Genomic DNA, 20838 nt, shown 5'->3' with positions numbered 1-20838 from the left:
AGTTATTATGTCCAAAACACTAACGTTTGACCCCGCCACGCTGAGGGAAAAACAAGTCATCAAAACACCTTCCATTCCGGTAAACCAATACCAGAGTGATTTCAAGAAGGAGCTCAAGCTGTATGGGAAGGACCGCCTGATTCGTGCCTACTATGACATGCTCCTCATCCGAAAGTTCGAGACCATGCTCGATACCATCAAAAAGGAAGGGGTGTATCAGGGGATCAGCTACAACCACAAGGGGCCTGCCCACCTCTCTGCAGGGCAGGAAAGTGCTGCAGTAGGCCAGGCCATGGTATTGGAGCCCGAGGATCAGATTTTCGGCTCACACCGCAGTCATGGTGAAATATTGGCAAAGAGCATGTCGGCCATCCAGAAAATGGAGGACAAGGACTTGTTGTCCATTATGGAAGGCTTCATGCAGGGAGAAACCTATCAGGTAATTGCCCAGCATTTCCCGGGCAAGGATGTTCGTGATACTGCGGAGAACTTTATACTCTATGGTGCTTTGGCCGAAATCTATGCCAAGAAGACGGGTTTCAATGCAGGCCTCGGCGGCTCGATGCATACCTTCTTCAAGCCCTTCGGCAGCATGCCCAACAACGCCATTGTCGGCGGTTCGTGCACCATTGCCGTAGGAGCTGCCCTCTATAAGAAAATCAACCGCAAAAAGGGCATTGTCATCGCCAATATCGGCGATGGCTCGCTTGCCCGCGGTCCTGTATACGAAGGGTTGGTGCTCTCCTCCATGGACCAGTACAAGACCTTGTGGGAAGAAAATCCCGGCTATCCCCCGTTCATGCTCAACTGCTTTGACAACCTGTACGCCATGGGTGGACAGCCCATCGGAGAGACCATGGGCTACAAGGTAGCCGCCCGTGTAGGGGCTGCCATAAACGAATTCTCCATGCATACCGAACGCGTCGATGGTTTCAATCCCCTGGCGGTTGCCGATGCAACAGCCCGCAAGAAGGAGTTGTTGATCAAGGGTGAAGGGCCGGCTTTCATGGATACCTTGACGTATCGCTACAGCGGCCACAGCCCCAGCGATGCAATGACGTATCGGACCAAGGAGGAGCTGGAAGCGTTCCGCAATCAGGATCCAATCGTAGCCTATGGCAACTACCTCATTGAAAATGGTCTGCTCTCCCAGGTCGATCTCGATACTATGGACGTCCAACTTGAAGAGAAGATGAAACGGACGCTTCAGATCACCGTCGATCCCAAGCTCAGCCCGATGGTTGATGAAGCGTTCGTCGAATCGGTGATGTTCTCCAATGGTAGTGTCGAGAAGTTTGACGATGCAAAGCCTGTGATGTTGCAGAGCCTTGAAGAAAATGCTCGTGTGCAGCAGATTGCAAAGCGCAATCGTTACGCCTATGACGAGAATGGCAAGGAATATCCGGCCGCCCGTCAGTACCAGTATCGTGATGCCGTATTTGAAGCCATGGCACACCGGTTCTCCATCGATCCGACCATGATCGCCTACGGTGAGGACCACCGTGACTGGGGTGGGGCGTTTGCCTGTTACCGGGGTCTTACCGAGTTGCTTCCTCCCTCGCGGTTCTTCAACTCCCCGATTGCCGAATCTGCAATCGTCGGCAGCGGTGTCGGCTATGCAATGGCAGGGGGACGGGCCGTCGTTGAATTGATGTATTGCGACTTCCTTGGTTGTGCAGGCGACGAGGTCTTCAACCAGATGCCCAAGTGGCAGGCCATGAGCGCCGGCGTGCTTACGATGCCGTTGGTACTTCGCGTGTCGGTGGGCAACAAGTATGGAGCCCAGCACTCCCAGGAGTGGACGAGCATGGTGGCCTCGGTTCCCGGGCTGAAGGCTATGTACCCGGCAACCCCGTACGATGTGAAAGGCATGCTCAACTACGCGTTGCGTGGCACCGACCCGGTGGTTTTCTTTGAGAGCCAGAAGCTCTACGGCATCGGTGAGATGTTCGTCAAGGAAGGCGTACCCGAGGGCTACTATGAGATTCCCGAAGGTGAGCCTGCCATAAGACGCGAAGGCAAGGATGTTACCTTGGTGGCCCTTGGACCAGCCTTGTACACTGCCATCGCTGCTGCGGACAAGCTGAAGGAATACGGTCTATCGGCAGAAGTCATAGACCTGAGATGGATCAACCCCCTCAAGTATGAAATGCTCATCGAGTCGGTCAAAAAGACCGGTCGTTGTGTCATGGTAACCGACAGCGCCGAACGCGGAAGCTATCTGCATACGGTGGCAAGCAACCTTTCGAGGCTTGCCTTCGATTACCTGGATGCCCCGATTGTAATCGCCGGTTCGAAGAACTGGATTACCCCTCCCGCTGAAATGGAGGAGTACTATTTCGCCCAGCCTTCCACCATCCTGGATGCAATCCACGAGCAGCTTCTACCCCTGCAAGGGTACACAGCCAAACACAACATCACCGACGGCGAGTTCTTCAGAACCAGCCGCAAGGGAGTGTAAGGAAGAGTCATGGATATACAGACGCTTGAACGGGATATCAATGATCGCAATCCCTTGGTGCGCTTGGCGGCCAGTGAGAAAATCGGCTCCCTGATCAAAGAGGGAACGCTTGGACATACGGCTAGCGAAGAGGTGAACAACCATGTGCACACCACCTATTCCTTCAGTCCCTATGAGCCTTCTGCAGCCGCGTATGCGGCTTGGAAGGCAGGGCTTGGGATTGTGGGAAGCATCGACCACGACAGCATTGGAGCTGCCGCCGAAATGCTTGAAGCTGGAAGGAATATCGGTATTGCGACAACCGTAGGCTTTGAGCTGAGGGTGAGCTTTCTTGATACGCCTTTGGCGAATCGGAAGATCAACAACCCCGATAGCGAGGGCATCGTCTATCTGTGTATCCATGGAGTTGCCAAACAGCATATTCCTACCGTTGTTTCCTTTCTGAAGCCCCTTCAGGAAGTTCGCAACAAACGCAACAAGGCACAGGTTGAAGCGTTGCAAGCCCTGGTGGGCCGCTACGGCTTCGACCTGGACTTCAAGCGTGATGTGCTTCCACTTTCCCGCTTCAGTGAGGGAGGTTCGGTTACCGAACGGCACATTCTGTATGCCATGGCCAACCAGAGCATACAGATGTTTGGAAAAGGTGAGAAACTGGTACGTTTCCTGACTTCTTCCTTGGGCCTTTCACTCTCTCCCAAACTACAGGCCTTGTTCCTGGATGAAAAGAATCCTCACTATGCCTATGACCTTTTGGGAGTCTTCAAAAGCACTTTCCTGCCTCGCTTCTTTATCCAGCCGGATAGGCAAGAGTGCATGGATGTGCGAAGCGTAGTTGATTTTTCCAACAGCATCGGTGCCATTGCCGCCTATGCATACCTGGGCGACATAAAGGAAAGTGTGACGGGGGACAAGAAGGCAGAGGAGTTTGAGGACTCGTTCCTTGTTGAACTGCTCGACTTGCTGGTTGACTGTGGTTTCCCGGCTGTCACCTACATGCCGCCGCGCAATACCAAAGAGCAGATGCTCCGCCTGCAATCATTGGCCAAGGAGCGGGGTTTGATGGAGATAAGCGGAGTGGACATCAATTCCAGCAGGCAGAGTATGAATTGCCCCCAGCTGCTTGACCCGACTGCACGTCATCTGGTCGACTCTGCATGGGCTTTGGTCGCCCATGAAAAACTCAGCAGTGTTGACGCAAAACTGGGTCTGTTCCATCCTGATAACCCGCTTGCACACAAGTCGTTGGAAGCAAGGCTGGCCCGCTATGCCGCTCTGGGACGGTCGATGGATGCATCTGACCCCTACGCTATCATCAATAAATTCTAGGAGAAGCTATGACGACGTTTACCTCCAATGTAACGCATGAAATTGCACCTTTGCTCAGGGGCTTGACCTTCGATGGTCAAAAGGGCCTGTTCGTGCATGAAGTCTCTCACAAAATACCCTCACTCATTCTCCCTGCAGTAGCAGAAGGCTCCTCGGTCGAGGAAACTGCTTCCTTGTGGGGCCGCTTGCTCTCAGCCTATACAGCAGAGCGTCAACTCTATCCGTCTATTATTGCCATTGATGGACTGGACCTGCAATTCGGATTAGGTACCAACTATGACGAGGCTGTTCGTGCAGAAGGGGTGAGTGCCATCCCCTCCCTCCCTCCTTCCCAGAGCCGAGAGGATGTGGTTCGGGACAAAATCGCCTTGGTTACCGGCGGTGCCCAAGGTTTTGGTGAGGGCATGGTCCGTTCTCTTGTCCAGATGGGCGCATTTGTGTATATCGCTGACATGAACGGGGAGGGGGCAAAAAAACTCGCCGATGAGCTCAACTATGAAGCTTGCATCACGGTGGCAAAGCCGCTGACGGTCAACGTAACCGACGAGGTTTCTGTTGGTCAGATGCTGGATGAGGTTGCCAAGCAGACCGGAGGCTTGGACTTGTTCATTTCCAATGCCGGGGTGCTCAGGGCAGGTTCGGTAAAGTCGATGGCGCTGAAGGACTTTCAATTCGTCACCAATGTCGACTATACAGGCTTCTTCATCTGCACCAAGTTTGCATCAAAGCTGATGAGCCTGCAGAATATTCCTTCCAACGCCTACTACTCTGATATTATCGCCATCTCCAGCAAATCGGGCCTGCAGGGTTCGAATAAGAATGGAGCGTATGCCGGGGCGAAATTCGGTACCATCGGCTTGACGCAGAGTTTTGCCTTGGAGTTGGTCGAGGATAACATAAAAGTGAATGCAGTATGCCCGGGTAATTTCCTCGATGGTCCCCTTTGGTCGGACCCCGAGAAGGGCTTGTTTGTACAATACCTTGCCGCTGGAAAGGTCCCAGGGGCCCAGACGGTGGCGGATGTGAGACGGTTCTATGAATCGAAGGTCCCGATGAATCGCGGTTGTAGAACAGCCGATGTCATGAAGGCGATCCTCTACATAGTCGAACAGACTTACGAGACAGGCCAGGCGGTCCCGGTGACCGGCGGCCAGGTCATGCTTAATTAGGAGACAGCAATGAAAACACGTGCCATCCGGCTCTATGGAGTCAATGATCTCAGGCTCGAAGAGTTTGAACTTCCCCCGATCGCAGAGGATGAAATCCTTGCAAAAGTCATTACCAATAGTATCTGCATGAGCGACCACAAGGCCGCTGAGCAGGGACCCAATCATAAGCGAATCCCCAAGGATATCGATAAGAACCCAATTATGCTCGGTCACGAGTTCTGCGGGGAAATCGTAGAGGTAGGCAAGAAGTGGCAGTCCAAGTTCCAGGTGGGCTCCCGCTTTTCAATCCAGCCGGCTTTGAACTACAAAGGCACCTTGGATGCCCCGGGCTACTCCTTCCGCTACATCGGAGGCGATGCAACGTATGTAGTCATCCCCCAGCAGGTGATGGAACTCGATTGTTTGCTTCCCTATGACGGGGATGCTTTCTTCCTTGGAAGCCTTGCCGAGCCTGTCAGTTGCGTGGTAGGCACCTTCCATGCGATGTACCACACAACCGGCGGCAGCTATGTCCACCACATGGGCATTGTCGAAGGTGGGAACCTAGCAATTCTGGCCGGAGTCGGGCCTATGGGGCTTTCGGCGATCGATTATGCCCTGCATAATACCCACCGTAAGCCAGGCCGTCTCGTAGTCACCGATATCGATGATGCCAGACTCAAGCGTGCTGAAAGCCTGTACAGTGTCGAGGATGCCAAAGCCAACGGGGTACAACTGATCTATCTCAATACAAAGGAGTTCAGCGACCCGGTTGCCAAGCTGATGGAGCTCACTGGCGGCAAGGGCTACGACGATGTACTGGTCATGGCCCCGGTGAAGGCTCTGGTCGAGCAGGCGGATGCCATTCTTGGCAAGGACGGATGTCTCAACTTCTTTGCCGGCCCGAACAAGACCGATTTTTCTGCGAGCTTGAATTTCTACAACGTCCATTACGCTTCCACCCACATCGTGGGTACCAGCGGCGGCAATACCGACGATATGCGTGAGTCGCTGATGCTGATGGAGAAGGGTTTGATCAATCCCTCAGCAATGGTAACCCATATCGGAGGGCTTTCGGCGGTGCCGGAGGCGGTGATTAACCTGCCGAGCATCCCCGGTGGAAAGAAAATGATGTACACCCATCTGGACTTCCCCCTTGTAGCCCTTGCCGACTTGTCCGAGCTTGGCAAGTCAAATCCGGTATTCAAGGAACTTGCAACGTTGGTAGCCAAGCACAATGGCTTGTGGTCGGCGGAAGCTGAGACCTATCTGCTGAAGCATTGCACCAAACGTATCAAGGAGTAAGGATGAATAAGCATATTGCCATCGACTTGGGAGCCTCCAACGGTCGGGTCCTGGTAGGGGACCTGAAGGAGTTTGAGGTTGTCCACCGGTTTGTGACCCACAATGACCAGATTCTTGGTTCGTTCTATTGGAACCTTCAGAGTCTGTTTGGTGAGATCAAGACAGGGTTGAAGAAAGCTTTTGCAGCGTACCCGAATCAGATTACCTCCATAGGCATCGATACCTGGGGGGTGGACTATGTCCTTACCGATGAAAGGGGGGACTTGGTCTCTCTGTGCTATCACTATCGGGATAGCAGGACAGACGGTATGATCGAGAAGGTTTCCTCCCGCCTCGGTGGCAAAATGCGCATCTATGAACAGACAGGTATTGCTTTTCAGCCGTTCAACACACTCTATCAGCTTGCTGCCATGCAGCAGGACAGGCCCGATGCCCTGAAGGCGGCACGTCACTACCTCTCGGTGCCCGACCTGCTTGCATACTGGCTGTGTGCGGTGATGAAGAATGAAAGAACCCACGCTTCAACGACCCAGCTCTATGATCCGAGAACCGGTGACTGGGCTTGGTCCTTGATCGATGCCATGCAATTCGACCGATCCTTGTTCGGTCAGATTGTGGACAGCGGTACGATTCTCGGTCCCCTTACCGAGGAAGTGGCCCATGAGGTCGGCTCTCCCAAGGGTGTGATGGTCATCGCCAGTGCCGCCCACGATACTGCTAGTGCTGTTGCTGCCGTCCCTGCGGCCGAGGGGGAGACTCCTCTGTATATTTCCAGCGGCACATGGTCGCTGTTGGGCGTGGAGCTTGCTTCTCCCCGTACCGATCTATCGGCCATGGACAGTGGGTTTACCAATGAGGTGGCCGCAAGCGGGGCCATCCGCTTTCTGAAGAACATCATGGGGATGTGGATTCAGCAGGAGTGCGTCCGACACTGGGAGCGCGAACAAGGAAGCCCCATCAGTTGGAGGGAACTGGATGAGCAAACTTTGCTGTGTCAAAACTACCAAGGGTATATTGACCCTGCAGACGGACGCTTTCTTAAGCCGAACACCTACGACAACCTGATGGCCGACCGTATCAATGCCTGGTGTGATGAACACCATGTCAAGCGTCCAGCTTCAAGGGGTGAGTACATGGTTGCCATCTACCGGGGTCTTGCCCTTGCATATGAAAAGGCGATCAAGGACTTGGAGGGAGTGCTCAAGACAAAGTTCACCTCGCTGTACATCATCGGCGGCGGGTGCAAGAACGAGATTCTTGACCAATGGACTGCTACGCAGACCGGTCTGACCGTCTATGCGGGGCCTGTGGAAGCAACGGCCTTGGGCAATCTGGTTGTCCAGGCTTGGGCAACCGGAGAGCTCGCTGATCTACAGCAAGGACGGGACAGGATTCGTACTGAGCAGAAGGTGAAAGTCTTTCATCCCTGATGCTTCAGATTTGTACTTGTATGCCAGCTTCTTTCGGGAAGCTGGTTTTTTTCGAGGTATGTGTAAAGGTTTACACTTTTCCAATAGTCATTAATAGTTTAATAAGTTGTACTATAAGTGTACAATTTTAGAAAAATTGTAAACGTTTACATTTTTTCGTTGACAAATCAAAAAACCAGTGTGAAGATACGTATAACACAAAGGGTACAGGTAAATCGTCTCATTCTTTATGAGAACGATGCAAATCAAGCTTGCCAGGGAGCGTAATCCTGGAACCATACAAAAGGAGTTTTCTATGAAGAAACTAGTGGCCATTCTGTTGGTACTCGCTCTGTTGAGTACTGCTGTCTTTGCACAGGGCAGCTCTGAAGCAAAGAGCGACAAAGTGAAAGTCGGCGCTCTGATCCGCAACCTCAACGAACAGTTCGTGAAAGACTATGCTGACAACCTTCGCAAGCTCGCAGCCGAGAAGGGTGTGGAGCTGAATCTTCAGGATGCGCAGGGTGACGTAGCTCGCCAGCTCGACCAGCTTAATACCCTCATTACCCAGGGTTACAAGTATTTCGTGATCATCCCCCAGGATACCAGTGCAACCGAGCAGATGGCTCAGCAGATCAAGGCAGCCGGTGGTGGAGCAGCATTCTCCAACATCCAGCCTTCTGTTGCAGCACTGAAAGTCGGCAAGGACTTCTATCTGGCTTCTTCCCCTGAATTGGTCGCAGGCCAGTATCAGGCACAGATTGTTGATGAATACTATGCCAAGTACCCTGCTAAGGCTCCCGGTAAGGTTCTGAACATCCTCTACCTCCAGGGCCAGCTCGGTCACCCGGCTCAGATCAGTCGTGAAGCAGGCTTTGTCGACACCCTCAAGAGCCTCGGCTATACCGTCAACTTCATCGCCAAGGATACCGCTGACTGGTCTCCTGACAAGGCACAAGAGAAGATGGACACTTGGCTCGCCGCCCACCGTGGTAAGTTCAACCTTGTAGTTGCACAGAACGACGGTATGGCACTGGGTGCAGTAGAATCCTTGATCACCAACGGCTTGGTAGACAACGATGCCAGCGACGGCACCATCCTGACCTTCCCGGTCATTGGTATCGACGCAACTGCAGACGCACTGAACTCGATGGACCAGAACAAGCTCTATGCAACTGTTCTGCAGGACTCCGTCGGTCAGAGCAGCACCGCTTTCGAGCTTGCCTATGCCATGGCTACCAAGGGTAGTGCAACCGGCATGACCGCTTGGGGCATTGCACCTGCCAGCAAGGTCATCAGTGAAGAACCGGCAAATGATGCGGCTGTCATCGGCCAATGCTACCTGGTTCCTTTCAAGCCTGTCACAAAGGCCAACTACAAGGACTTTATGTAATGAGTATCGCGTGTCTCCTGCCCTACGGGTGGGAGACACTTCATGAACGCCGAAAGCAGCAAGGAAAGAGGAAGTCAAATGGAAAGCACATTCGCCTTGGAAATGGAGTCGATAACCAAGGTGTTTCCCGGAGTACGTGCCTTGGATGATGTTACCTTCCGGGTAAAACCAGGGACAGTACATGCCCTTATGGGTGAGAATGGTGCGGGCAAATCGACGTTGATGAAGTGTTTGTTCGGTATCTACAAGGAAGACGGGGGGACCATCAAGCTCAACGGTGAGGTCCATCGGTTCAAGGATAGTCACGATGCTCTGCAGAATGGAGTCTCGATGATACACCAGGAACTCTCCAATGTCCCTGAGCGCTCGGTTGCCCAGAATATTTTTCTCGGTCGCGAGCCTTTAAAGAAACTTGGTTTGATTGATCATAAACAGATGTATGAGGACACCAAAGCGTTGCTCAAGCGTTTGGAAATCGATATTAAGCCTGATCGCCGCATCGGATCGTTATCCATATCCATGCAGCAAACCTGTGAGATTGCCAAAGCGGTCTCCTACAACAGCCATGTGGTGGTGATGGACGAGCCAACCAGCTCCCTGACGGACAATGAAGTGGCACACTTGTTCAAAATCATCCGTCAATTGAAGGCGCAGAATGTAGCGGTGGTGTATATCTCCCACAAAATGGAAGAAATATTTGCCATTGCCGATGAGGTGAGCGTCATGCGTGACGGCAAAATGATCGGCACCTATCCCACGACGGACCTTACCAACGACAAGCTGATCAGCCTCATGGTTGGCCGTGATGCCAACTTGCGTTTTCCCACGGTAAAAAGTAGCGTAGCTGAGGAGATTCTTCGGGTTGAAAACCTGATGTCCATCAATCCCCGCTCCTTCAAGGACATTTCTTTCTCGCTCAAACGAGGGGAAATCCTGGGTATCGGCGGTTTGGTGGGGGCACAGCGTACCGAGCTGATGGAAGCCATCTTCGGGGTGCGTGGCACAAAAGAGGGAAAACTCTTCATAAAGGGCGAAGAATTGCAGAACCTCACGCCCCGCAAGGCCATTGAGCACGGCATGGGAATGATCACCGAGGACCGCCGAGGAAGTGGCATTTTCCCGCTTTTGAGTATCTCTACCAATACCTCCATCGCCTCATTGAAGGAGTACCTGAGTAAACTGGGCCTTCTCAAGCATAAACAGCTCAAAGAGGAAGCGGCCCGATATAATGAGGCTTTGCGCACCAAGACCCCGACCATGGAGACACTGATCCAAAACCTTTCGGGAGGGAACCAGCAAAAAGTCATCATCAGCCGTTGGCTGATGACCTTGCCGGACATCCTGATTATGGATGAGCCTACCCGCGGTATCGATGTCGGGGCGAAATATGAAATTTATCAGATCATGTGTCAGTTGGTTGAGCAGGGGAAGGCCATCATCATGGTCAGCTCCGAGATGCCTGAGTTGATCGGGATGTCCAACCGTGTCATGGTGCTGTGCGACGGTCGTTGCACCGGAATCCTGGACAAGCAGCAATGCAATCAGGAAACCATCATGCGCCTTGCTACCAAGTTCATGTAAGAAAAGAGGGAGAATGACCGATCATGGAAATGAAGAAACTGCTGAATGACAGCAAGAAACTAGCGAGCCAGTATACCACTTGGGTCACCTTTGTAGGTCTGCTTTTATTGTTGTCCGTCCTGACTAAAGGCAATGCCTTGCGGTGGAACAGTATCCGCAACCTTTTGATCGCCGAGTCTGTCCGCTCCTTTGCAGCCCTGGGTGTCGGTATGATTATCATCACCAAGGGTATCGACCTCTCCATCGGGTATGTCGTCTGCCTTACGGCCAGTGTCGCAGCCTCCTTCGCCCAGAATCCTGATTACGCCTCGGCCATCTATACCGGTCAGAGTTTTCCCCTTATCGTTCCCGTCGTAGCAGCGGTTGCCGCAGGAGGCTTGTTCGGTCTGTTCAACGGCTATTTGATCGCCTATGGAAAATTGCCTCCTTTCATCGCCACACTCGGCAGTATGTCCATAGCCAAGGGCCTGCAGCTTATCTATACCAAGGCCGCCGTAGTAGGGTCGCTGAACCAGAACTTCAAGAATATCAGCCAAGGAAGCGTCGGTCCGGTTCCCAATCTCATACTCTATGTAATCATTGCAGCCTTCATTGTCTGGGTAGTGCTCAAGCATACCAGACAGGGGACCCATTTCTATGCCATCGGCGGCAATGCCCAGGCTGCCCGGGTGTCGGGCATCAACGTTGAACGCGATTTGATGATGGTGTACACCTATGCTGGACTTTTGTATGGGATTGCTGGTACCTTGCTTGCAAGCCGCCTTGGCCTTGCCAACTCCCTTACCGCAAATGGTATGGAATTGGATGCCATTGCTGCTGTCACTGTTGGTGGAGTTTCCCAAAGCGGCGGCGTAGGCTCAGTCAGCGGTATGATGATCGGTGTATTCACCATGGGCTTGATCAACTACGGTATGTCCTTCCTCGGAGTGGACAGCTATTATCAGCAGTTGGTTAAGGGCTTCATCATTATTGTTGCCGTTTATTTTGATATGAAGAAATACGCTCGCAGAAGCTAGCGAAGGGGTTTCAAATGGGCACGGGTGAGACAGCAACCATCAAGGACGTAGCCAAGTTGGCTGGTGTCTCCATTGCCACGGTCAGCAGGGTGCTGAACAAGCTTGGAGTCGTGAATCCCGAAACTGAGCGTAGAGTACTTTCTGCGGTTGCCATGCTGCACTATCAGCGCAACGCCGTTGCCAGATCCCTCAAGCTCAAGGTGACAAAGAGCATCGGAATCATGGTACCTGAGATTTCCAATACCTTTTTTACGGAGATTGTAGAGCAATTGGAACATCTGCTCGGCCCGCTTGGATATGCCTTGTTGGTATGTAGTTCCGAAAACTCGGTTGCTGAGGAAAAACGCAAGCTCTCGCTGTTGCTTGAACGCAATGTGGACGGCTTGGTGGTAATCCCTGTCAGTGATGTGGGTTCCCATTTCACTACGCCCGCCCTTGTAAGCACTCCATTCGTCATGATCGACCGAAAGATTGAGGATCTTGACTGTGATGTAATTCTGACAGACAACCGACAGGGAGCCTACGACATCACATCCGCCCTCATCCGCGAAGGAAGGACGCGCATCGGCTTTCTGGGGGGGGATGCTCATGTGCACACCTCGGTGGAACGACTGCATGGCTATTTGGATGCAATGAAGGATCATCACCTGGAGATTGAAAAGCAGTTTATCCTCTTGGGTGGTATGACTCAGAAAGCCGGCTACACACTGATGCAGCAAGCTCTTGCCATGGAAAATTGTCCAGATGCCTTTTTCATGGTCAATGACATGGTCCACATAGGTTCCACCAGTTATTTAATGGCGCAAGAGGGCAAGGAAAAGCGTAGTCGCATGGCTTTTGCCACCTTCGACTACCTTTACTATGCACCGCTTTTGCAGTTCTGCCACTATGCAGCTGCCCAGCCGCTTGATCTTATCGGTGAAGCGGCCGCTCAGCTTCTGATTCGCCGCATGGAAGGGGATAAGGAAGGCTTTCCGGCCACCATCGTGTTCGAGCCTACCCTTCATGTCATGAAAGAGAACGGGGGGATTGTCACCGACGAGAAGTCCAAGACCTCCCTGTATGATCACTCCCCCCGATTCGACAAGGTCTTCAGTTAGGAAGTTCCTCGTCAAAGCACACAGCCACCTTGCCGCACGCTCCGCTTGCCATTAATGCATAGGCTTCATCAGCCTTATCCAGGGGGAAGCGATGCGTGATGAGGTCTTCGGGGTGGATGTTCCAACGTACCAATCTTTCAACCAAGTCCTCCATTTTCCAGATGCTGGTGACCCAGCTGCCGTAGATGGTCTTTTGGTCGTGCAACATATCCTCACTGGGGTTGAAGTGCACCGTACCACCTTCACCGACGAAGGCAATTTTGCCCCACTTGCGGGTGGCCTTGATTGCAGTCGCCCGTCCGGGATCACTGGCTGAACAGTCAAAAGCACGCTCGACGCCATGGCCTCCGGTTACTGCCTTGACCTGGGCGACGTTCTCCTCCGAGGGAGTGAATACGTGGTCGACCAAACCAAGTTTCTTGGCAAGTTCTATACGAGCACTCTGGCCTTCAATGCCGATGAGCTTGTTTGCTCCCATGGCCTTGGCCAACATAAGCGCTGCCAAGCCTACAGGGCCTAAGCCTACGACCAAAACAGCATCATTGCCGCTGACTCCGATCTTTTCGATGGCTTCATACACTGTTCCGAAGCCGCAGGCAACCTGTGCCCCATCGGCATAGGAGAGCTCGTCCGGAAGCAGGACCAGATCCTTTTCATCGCAGAGCAAGTATTCAGCCATGCCGCCGTCACGTTGCCAGCCGTAGGCCGCACGCTTGTCACTGGTACAGCTGATCATGAAGCCTTGGCGGCACTCGTGGCAGACACCGCAGCCGCTGATGTGGTAGACGATGACGCGGTCGCCCTTTTTAAAGCGTTTCAGCCCTTCGCCTTCCTCGACGATCTGCCCGCAGGGTTCATGACCGGCGATTACATTCTGATAGCCCTCCGGGCCTTTGCCGAGGTGCTCGCGGTAGATGCAGCGGATATCACTTCCGCAGATGGTAGTGCACTTGGTCTTTACCAATACCTGACCGTATCCTGGCTTGGGTACCTCAAACTCTGCAAATGCCACGGTACTGTTGCCCGGCAGCATCGCCCCTTTCATCATACGCTTGGTCATCATACTCCTCCTTTGCAATAGCTCTTTGGACAGGGGATTGTTCCATCCTCATCCCATAGGTCATGCCATGAATCAGCCTCGTTCCATAGAAATACTTGTCCTTTGATCAGGCGGTTGTTGCACTCAGCACCATCGAGCAGGGCAAGCTCCTCAGCCGTCAAAGGTTCTGTAAGAACACTTTGGAGATTGCTTCTCAGGTTCCTCTCCTTGGTAGACTGGGGAATGGGGACGATACCGTTGCCCCGTGCCCATTTTAGACAAATGGCGGCAGGGTGGCAGTTGTGTTTTTTTGCCAGCTCAACAACGATTGGATTCTCCATATCCACCACATCCTCTGCTGTTGTGTCACGCTCGGGTCTATTGGGAGAACCAAGCGGACTATAGCCGATGGGGATAATGTTCTGTTGTGCGAGATAGGAACGGAACTCCCTCTGCCCGAAGCAGGGGTGTAGCTCCATCTCATTGACCGATGGCCTGATGCTGCAGGAAGCGAGCAGCAGTTCGAGTTTGGGTATGGTCACATTGCTGGTTCCGATATGTCGAACCAGTCCCTCTTTGACCAACTCTTCCATGGCCTGCCACGTTTCCATAAACTCTTCGTGGATATAGGGCCTTGCATCAGGACTGCGGCTTGATACATCACATTTGGGAGGATGGTAGTTGGGAAACGGCCAATGGACCAGGTACAGGTCGAGATACTCGAGGCGTAAGTTAGAAAGACTTTGCTTTGCTGATGTAATGACATTCTTTCTGCCGTGCATGTCGTTCCAGACCTTGCTGGTGATCCAGAGCTCTTTGCGGGATATGGTACTTGCGTGCAGTACTTCGCCTATTTCTTTCTCATTGGCGTAGACGCTGGCACAGTCGATGTTGCGGTATCCGATATCCAAGGCAAGCTTGACGGCCTGGGCCATCTCGGATGCACTGACATGGTCGCTTCCGAAGGTTCCGACTCCGATGACCGGCATTTCTGCTTTCGTACCGGGGATGGTAATGGTTGTGTGGCTCATGCGTTTCTCCTCATCACTAGCATAGGGTGTTTTAGCGGGTTTGCAATGCTTGATATGCGAAAACTTTCTATCGTTTTGCGAATTATATGCTACACTAGCCAGTAATGAAACAAATAGGGTTGAAGCTGCGATTTCAAGACGGGTATGACATGGCTGTGGCCGGCGGGGTTGTACAGTACGCCAGGACCAAGGGTGATTGGCAGGTCAGAGGGCAGGGGCCTTGGTTTTTCTCTCTCGACCAGGAGGCCCTTTCGGAGTGCGATGCCCTTATTGCACGCATCGAGGATGACCAGGAAGCCCTCTTCTGTGCTTCCTTGGGAATTCCGGTGGTTGATATTGCAGGTTCTTCCTCGCTCAAGCTTTTCAGCCAGGTGCGCAACGATGACTACCAGACCGGGGTGAGTGCCGGTACGTACCTGAAGAAGCTGGGCAGTAAGAACGTTGCTTGGTGCGGAGTCGACCAGGTGCATTGGGCCCGTGAGCGCTTTGTCGGTTTTGCCAGCAGCTTGAGTGCAGATCCTTCTGAGATTGCTTCATTTTCTCGGCCGCTTGCTTGGTGGCGACAGCTCTATGAACCCTCTGTGGAGCTTGATGCATGGCTGTCTGATTTGGAGAAACCGATCAGCCTGTTTTGCTGCAATGACCTTTCGGCCATGAAAGTTGAGCTTGCATGCCAGCGGCTGTCTATTAAGATTCCCTCCCATGTCATGGTACTGGGAGTGGATAATGAGACATTGCTCTGTGAGCTGGCCAGTCCTTCGATCTCCAGCATCCAGCCCGACTGTAAGACTATCGGCTACGAAGCTTCAGCCATGCTCGATGCCATGCTCAGTTCCAAGCAGAGTGGGCTGCATATCAGGCGTATCGCACCCGCTCCGGTTACCGAGCGCGAGAGCACCCGCCTGGTACTGTGTGAGGATGAGCAGGTAGCCAATGCACTGCGCCTGATCAAAACTCGTGCCACATCAGGACTTACAGCCAGCGATGTCGCTTTTGAGGCTTCAATTTGCAGGAGGGCGCTGGAGATGCGGTTCCGCAAGTATCGGGGGCGGACAATATGGCAGGAAATCTCGGACGAGAAGCTTGATCAGTCCTGTTTGTTGCTTTCCCATTCGAATGCTACCATTGCACAAATCAGCGAACAATGTGGTTTTGGCTCAGTTCATCGGTTCTACAGCTTATTCAAACGGGCATACGATGTGACACCGAATCAGTTTAGAGCAAAGAAACAACGATTCTGATACTTCCCCCCAGCCTTGCTTCTGTGGCATGATGGAACAAGAGGTATGCCATGGAACTTATGCTTGATACTGCAAACCTTGCTCAGATCGAGAGAGGCCTTGCGACCTATCCCATCAGCGGGGTAACTACCAATCCAACAATCATCAAGGCCGAAGGCGGCGTTGATTTTTTCCCTCATATGCAGAAAATCCGGGAGCTCATCGGTGAGAACCGAAGCCTGCATGTACAGGTTGTCAGCACGGAGTATGCATCAATACTTGCTGAAGCAGAGAAAGTACTATCCCTGCTTGGACCGTCCACCTATATTAAGATTCCGGTTACCGAACAAGGGCTTCAAGCCATCCGCATTCTCTCTGCAAAAGGTGTCAATGTGACTGCCACGGCCATATACACCACGCTGCAAGGAATTCTTGCCATGCTCAGTGGTGCACGGTACCTTGCTGTCTATTACAACCGGATGCTGAATATCGACATCGATGCTGCAAAGGTGATCAAGGAGCTGAGCTCCTTGCTCTGGGCCAACAGTACCAGTTGCCAGGTTTTGGCGGCCAGCTTCAAGAACATCAGCGAGATCACTACAGCCTATGCAAACGGAGCCAGTTGCTGCACTGTCCCGTACTCGTTGCTCTCTACGGGCTTGAGTATGCCTTCAATTACCAAGGCTGTTCATGATTTCTCTACGAACTGGGAAGAGGTATATGGAAAACGAACCCTCCTTGATCTTTGATCTCGCACATAATGCCCTCTCATACCGCATGCTGGACGAAGGGTATGTACAGCTGTTGAGGTTCAACGACTCCGACAATGAGCCCTTTACCTCCCATCCGCTGTATCGGGCCATGGCCAAGACCAGCGCTTCGGTTTGTTTGCGTTTCGTCACCAAAAGTGAGGCTGTACTGGAAATCAGGCGATATAACCCATCTTTGTTGGTGAAAGCTGGTGAACAAGCGCTGGATTTTGCCTCGTTGTATGGCAGGCCTTTGGATCTTTCTGAGACTTTGGATGTAAGCGTCGATGGTGTGCTGTCTCATCGGCCTCTAGCCAGCGGTCGGATTACCTTCGAAGCAGGCCACGATGTAGCGGTACATCTGCCGTTGCACCATCAGGTAGGTATAAGGATTGAAGGAAATGTCGAGCCTGTTGCAAAACCTGCAAGAACGCTTGTATTGCTTGGTGACTCAATTGTCCAGGGTGTGGGCATCCATCATCCTTCCCAGAATCTGGGGGGCCGGCTCGGCTCTTTGCTTGGGGTGCAGGTACTAAACCAAGGGCTTGCTGGTGCTATGATAAACGCTAAGTTTGTACAAAAGCTTGAAATGGCATCCCCGGTCTCTTCCATTCTGATTAGTCTGGGGACCAATGACTGGACGATACGGGAAACATTGGCCGAAATCAGAGGTGAGATGTTTGCTCTCTTGGGTCGAGTTCGCAAGTTCTATCCAAAGGTGCCGGTCTTGTTGCTCACTCCGCTCTATCGCACTGATATCCTGCAGAATAAGCCTATGGGAACTTTCGGCCAGCTTACGCAGGCTTTGGTTCAGGCAACGAAGTGTTTTCCTGCAGTTGAGGTAGCCGATGGGCTCTCCCTCTCACTGAGGGATGCGTACGATGATCAGTTCCTGCATCCCGACCAGAAGGGCATTGCCTTTCTGGCCAAGACCCTTGCTCCCCTGATTCCCTTTCAGCGATAGGTCGCTTGCAGGAAATCGACAGCCTCTTTGATTCGCTTCAGTGCACGTTCAATATTTGAACGTTGTGTTCCATAATTGAACCGCACAAACTGGCGGTACTCATTTCCGCCGAACCAAGTCCCATCATTGCATACGAGCGAGGCACGCTGACCAAAGAACCGGGAGAGCAGGCCTCCCTGGGGGCTGACCGAGCTATCGTAGAGTTCAGGGTGGGCCTGTGCATCACGTTCAACCAAATCCAAAATGGCGCTGCAGTCAAGCAACCCTATAAAAGAAGCCTGCGGCTTGATGAAGACAATGGAAGGGACCTCACGTTGCAGGGTTTTCTCCATGAGCTCTGCATTCTTCTGCAGATACACAAGAAGCTCGCTCAGCCACTTTGCTCCACTCTGATAGGAACTCACGGCAAGGGTGGTTGCAACCAGTGAAGTCTCTGTAATGAAAAGTTGCTCAAGTCGGGTAATGAATCGCTGCTTCAATTCCTGATTATTGAACAAGGTAACCGAGTAATGCTCTCCTGCAATATTGAACGTCTTGGAGGGAGCCATGCATACCACTGCTTCACAGCCCACCTTTTTTGCCGGCTCCAGCAGCATGACGTGTGGTTTGTAGCAGAGATCGGCATGAATCTCATCGCAGATGATGACGATGTTGTGCCGTTTTGCAATCTCGCAAAGGCGTACAAGATCATCTTCGGAAAAAACCAAGCCTGAGGGGTTTTGTGGTGAACAGAAAATCAAGATTTTAGCCTGCTCACACAGTTCTTCGTAGCGATTCCAGTCAAGGCTGAATGTATGGGTATCCTGATCGTAACGCAAAGGCCAACTGAGCAACTTGCGCTTGAGGTTGTTCACTATCCTTACAAACGGTTGGTAGGCGGGAAGGGGGACAATGATGCCGTCCTGCTCGTTGGTCAGCAGTTCCACCAGGATTGCAATGCTGCTGAGCACCCCTTGGCTGATCGCGACCTGATTGGGCTGGATGTCCACCTGATGACGCTCTTTTACCCACGTGCAGAAGACTTGTCGTTGATTATTCGCATACGGATAGCCAAAAATGGCATGTTCACTGAGATTACGTGCCTTTTGGGCTACCTCGGTGGCTACAGGAAAATCCATATCTGCAACCCAGAAGGGTTCAGCATCAGGGTTTCCGCACAAGCTCTTGATAGCCTCTCTGTTCCATTTTACGGAAAGGGTGCCCCGACGGTCGACTGACCGGTCAAAATTGTATTGCATTACCTACGATACTCCATGGTGTAGGTTGAACGGGGATTGGGATACCTTCCATTCTTCACCTTTTGTTTGAATACAATGGCTTGGGTAGGACAGCGGTGGTAACATCCAAGGCAGCCGGTGCAAGCCCTGTCAAATTCGGGCTTCCCATCAACCATTTCAATATTGAAAGAGGGGCACATGCGATAGCACAGGCCACAGGAGATACAAGCATCGGTGACTTCGAAATCGAGGGCTGTATCCATGAAGGCGCGATGGATGGGTACCATGAAGTGATTGACCGCCAAGCGACTGAAGGGTGGGCGGAAGGGAAGTCTGAGGGTTTCCATTTCAATATCCTTCGCAATTTGGGCAATTTTCAGGTCAGCCTTTGTGTAGAGATCATCAATTTTTTCTTGTGCCGGGGCGGTAAGCAACGGTACATACCCATCGGGCATGACTACGTGGTTGACGTAGCTGGTGATGGCCCCAGCTTCCTTGAGTACTACATCCATGGCTTGGAATGTGTACGCCTGAAACAAGTAACGGGTAGCCACTTGGAATAGATACTTGACCGGTGTAAGGTCTTGTTTGGCAAAGACCTCTTGGATGAAGTGCGTTACGAGGTTGGGAGGAAAGCCCTTATACACGGGAAATACGAAACCCACCTGCTCAGTAAGCTCAAACACTTGGTTCTGCATGAGGTGCGGAATCATCAGAACTTGACAATCCCCAAGTTCTGCGCAAAGGCGCTGTGCAATATAGTAGCTGTTTCCCGTTCCAGAAAAGCAGATGAGTGTTGTTTTCATGCAAGGCCCTCGAGCTCGAATGAAGCGAGCAAAGAACAAATACTTTGGGTATCGTCATCGCTGATATCGAGGTTGGTTACCAAGCGTACCGTATCACCTTCGGTATTGGCCAAAATACCGATGCGTGCGAGTTGTTTTACCACCTCTTGGGCGGTCAGGGAGTGGACAGTGAAGAACAGGATGTTGGTCTGTACTCCCGGCATATCCACATCAGCCCAGCCGGTTTTTGCAAGGGTATCGGCGATTGCCTTTGCATGAGCATGGTCGTCCTTCAGGCGATCGACATGATGCTCAAGTGCATACAGCCCTGCAGCAGCGAGTATGCCGGTTTGGCGCATTCCGCCTCCGAGCAGCTTGCGTACGGTAAGCGCTTGGGAAATAAAGTCCTTGTCACCACAGAGCATGCTTCCCACCGGGCAGCCAAGGCCTTTGGAGAGGCAGAACGTGATAGAGTCGGCATACTTGGCATAGGTCTTTACCGGGATGCCGGTGGCAGTCTGGGCATTGAAAATCCGAGCGCCATCCATGTGGACTTTCAGATTGTGGGTAGAGGCAAAGTCGTGAATCATTTCGAGGTTTTCCAGTGGATAGCAATATCCTCCGATGGTGTTTTCTACCTCGATGAGGGCTGTGGTGGCCATATCGTAAGAGCCTTGTTTCACCAAGGATTTGAAGTCGGTTGCATTCAGCACCCCTCGAGGTGCATTGATGGTAATATGAAGTGAGCCGGCTATGGCTGCAATGGAACCTATCTCGTGCTGGATGATGTGGCTGTTGCTTGCACACAGTACTTCCTTGCCCCGTCCAGCCTGGATGTACAAGCTGATAAGATTACCCATGCACCCCGAGGAAACAAAGAGGGCCCGCTCTTTTCCGGTAAGCTCTGCCGCCAGCTTCTCAAGCTTGGTTGTCGTTGGGTCTTCCCGATAGACGTCGTCTCCTACCTCAGCTGCTGCCATGGCTTTTCTCATGTCAAGGGTGGGTTTGGTAATCGTATCACTTCGAAGGTCAAATACCTGCATGCTTGTTCCTCCTGCTCCTGTAAAACTATACCGAACAGAGAGCGTTCAGTC

Annotated in this window: 17 protein-coding genes; 12 read left to right on the top strand and 5 right to left on the bottom strand. The window is 52.3% G+C overall.

Annotated features, from left to right (window positions below):
• Positions 1-7 precede the first annotated feature (7 nt).
• From SPIBUDDY_RS11300 to SPIBUDDY_RS11260, 9 genes are all read left to right on the top strand, one after another.
• The gene (locus SPIBUDDY_RS11300) at positions 8-2461 is read left to right on the top strand and encodes an alpha-ketoacid dehydrogenase subunit alpha/beta (protein ID WP_013607892.1); all 2454 of its coding nucleotides are present in this window, start codon (positions 8-10) and stop codon (positions 2459-2461) included.
• 9 nt (positions 2462-2470) lie between these two features.
• Complete coding sequence (locus tag SPIBUDDY_RS11295) at positions 2471-3787, top strand: histidinol-phosphatase (protein WP_013607891.1); 1317 nt, start codon at positions 2471-2473, stop codon at positions 3785-3787.
• A gap of 8 nt (positions 3788-3795) precedes the next feature.
• Positions 3796-4956 carry an SDR family NAD(P)-dependent oxidoreductase gene (locus SPIBUDDY_RS11290; RefSeq protein ID WP_013607890.1) on the top strand — a complete coding sequence of 387 codons (1161 nt, stop codon included), beginning with the start codon at positions 3796-3798 and terminating at the stop codon, positions 4954-4956.
• 9 nt (positions 4957-4965) lie between these two features.
• Positions 4966-6240: a zinc-binding dehydrogenase gene (locus SPIBUDDY_RS11285; RefSeq protein WP_013607889.1), complete on the top strand. Its 1275-nt coding sequence runs from the start codon at positions 4966-4968 to the stop codon at positions 6238-6240.
• A gap of 2 nt (positions 6241-6242) precedes the next feature.
• On the top strand, positions 6243-7670 hold the full coding sequence (locus SPIBUDDY_RS11280; protein WP_013607888.1) for a rhamnulokinase: 1428 nt from the start codon (positions 6243-6245) through the stop codon (positions 7668-7670).
• 295 nt (positions 7671-7965) lie between these two features.
• Entirely contained in the window at positions 7966-9042 is a 1077-nt protein-coding gene (locus tag SPIBUDDY_RS11275) for a substrate-binding domain-containing protein (RefSeq protein WP_013607887.1), read from the top strand.
• 42 nt (positions 9043-9084) lie between these two features.
• Complete coding sequence (locus SPIBUDDY_RS11270; protein WP_013607886.1) at positions 9085-10623, top strand: sugar ABC transporter ATP-binding protein; 1539 nt, start codon at positions 9085-9087, stop codon at positions 10621-10623.
• A 23-nt stretch (positions 10624-10646) separates the two neighbouring features.
• Positions 10647-11639, top strand: a complete 993-nt coding sequence (locus tag SPIBUDDY_RS11265) for an ABC transporter permease (RefSeq protein WP_013607885.1) — start codon at positions 10647-10649, stop codon at positions 11637-11639.
• A gap of 14 nt (positions 11640-11653) precedes the next feature.
• Positions 11654-12739: a LacI family DNA-binding transcriptional regulator gene (locus tag SPIBUDDY_RS11260; protein ID WP_013607884.1), complete on the top strand. Its 1086-nt coding sequence runs from the start codon at positions 11654-11656 to the stop codon at positions 12737-12739.
• Here the strand turns inward: SPIBUDDY_RS11260 and SPIBUDDY_RS11255 are convergent.
• Both SPIBUDDY_RS11255 and SPIBUDDY_RS11250 read right to left on the bottom strand, forming a co-directional pair.
• Positions 12732-13799 carry a zinc-dependent alcohol dehydrogenase family protein gene (locus SPIBUDDY_RS11255; protein WP_013607883.1) on the bottom strand — a complete coding sequence of 356 codons (1068 nt, stop codon included), beginning with the start codon at positions 13797-13799 and terminating at the stop codon, positions 12732-12734. The genes SPIBUDDY_RS11260 and SPIBUDDY_RS11255 overlap by 8 nt on opposite strands.
• Complete coding sequence (locus SPIBUDDY_RS11250; RefSeq protein WP_013607882.1) at positions 13799-14809, bottom strand: aldo/keto reductase; 1011 nt, start codon at positions 14807-14809, stop codon at positions 13799-13801. Before SPIBUDDY_RS11250 ends, SPIBUDDY_RS11255 begins: the two co-directional genes overlap by 1 nt.
• A 104-nt stretch (positions 14810-14913) precedes the next feature.
• On the opposite strand from SPIBUDDY_RS11250, the gene SPIBUDDY_RS11245 reads away from it, so the two are divergent.
• The 3 genes from SPIBUDDY_RS11245 to SPIBUDDY_RS11235 are packed head-to-tail and all read left to right on the top strand — an operon-like array spanning position 14914 to position 17742.
• Positions 14914-16050 (top strand): XylR family transcriptional regulator, encoded by a 1137-nt coding sequence (locus SPIBUDDY_RS11245; RefSeq protein WP_013607881.1) that lies wholly within the window; start codon positions 14914-14916, stop codon positions 16048-16050.
• A gap of 50 nt (positions 16051-16100) precedes the next feature.
• Positions 16101-16778 carry a fructose-6-phosphate aldolase gene (locus SPIBUDDY_RS11240; protein ID WP_013607880.1) on the top strand — a complete coding sequence of 226 codons (678 nt, stop codon included), beginning with the start codon at positions 16101-16103 and terminating at the stop codon, positions 16776-16778.
• Complete coding sequence (locus SPIBUDDY_RS11235; RefSeq protein ID WP_013607879.1) at positions 16750-17742, top strand: SGNH/GDSL hydrolase family protein; 993 nt, start codon at positions 16750-16752, stop codon at positions 17740-17742. The genes SPIBUDDY_RS11240 and SPIBUDDY_RS11235 overlap by 29 nt, the downstream gene beginning before the upstream one ends.
• Here SPIBUDDY_RS11235 and SPIBUDDY_RS11230 read toward each other — a convergent pair.
• Genes SPIBUDDY_RS11230 through SPIBUDDY_RS11220 form a run of 3 tightly spaced genes read right to left on the bottom strand, consistent with a single transcriptional unit; the run spans position 17733 to position 20787 of the window.
• Positions 17733-18980, bottom strand: a complete 1248-nt coding sequence (locus tag SPIBUDDY_RS11230; RefSeq protein WP_013607878.1) for a MalY/PatB family protein — start codon at positions 18978-18980, stop codon at positions 17733-17735. The genes SPIBUDDY_RS11235 and SPIBUDDY_RS11230 overlap by 10 nt on opposite strands.
• Positions 18980-19765, bottom strand: a complete 786-nt coding sequence (locus tag SPIBUDDY_RS11225; protein WP_013607877.1) for an EFR1 family ferrodoxin — start codon at positions 19763-19765, stop codon at positions 18980-18982. Before SPIBUDDY_RS11225 ends, SPIBUDDY_RS11230 begins: the two co-directional genes overlap by 1 nt.
• A complete protein-coding gene (locus SPIBUDDY_RS11220) occupies positions 19762-20787 on the bottom strand; it encodes a threonine aldolase family protein (RefSeq protein WP_013607876.1) in 1026 nt (341 codons plus the stop codon). Before SPIBUDDY_RS11220 ends, SPIBUDDY_RS11225 begins: the two co-directional genes overlap by 4 nt.
• Positions 20788-20838: the final 51 nt, after the last annotated feature.

This window comes from Sphaerochaeta globosa str. Buddy, assembly GCF_000190435.1.
GTDB lineage: Bacteria > Spirochaetota > Spirochaetia > Sphaerochaetales > Sphaerochaetaceae > Sphaerochaeta > Sphaerochaeta globosa.
Note: the sequence above shows the minus strand (reverse complement) of the source record. Positions and strands in the feature narration are given on the sequence as shown.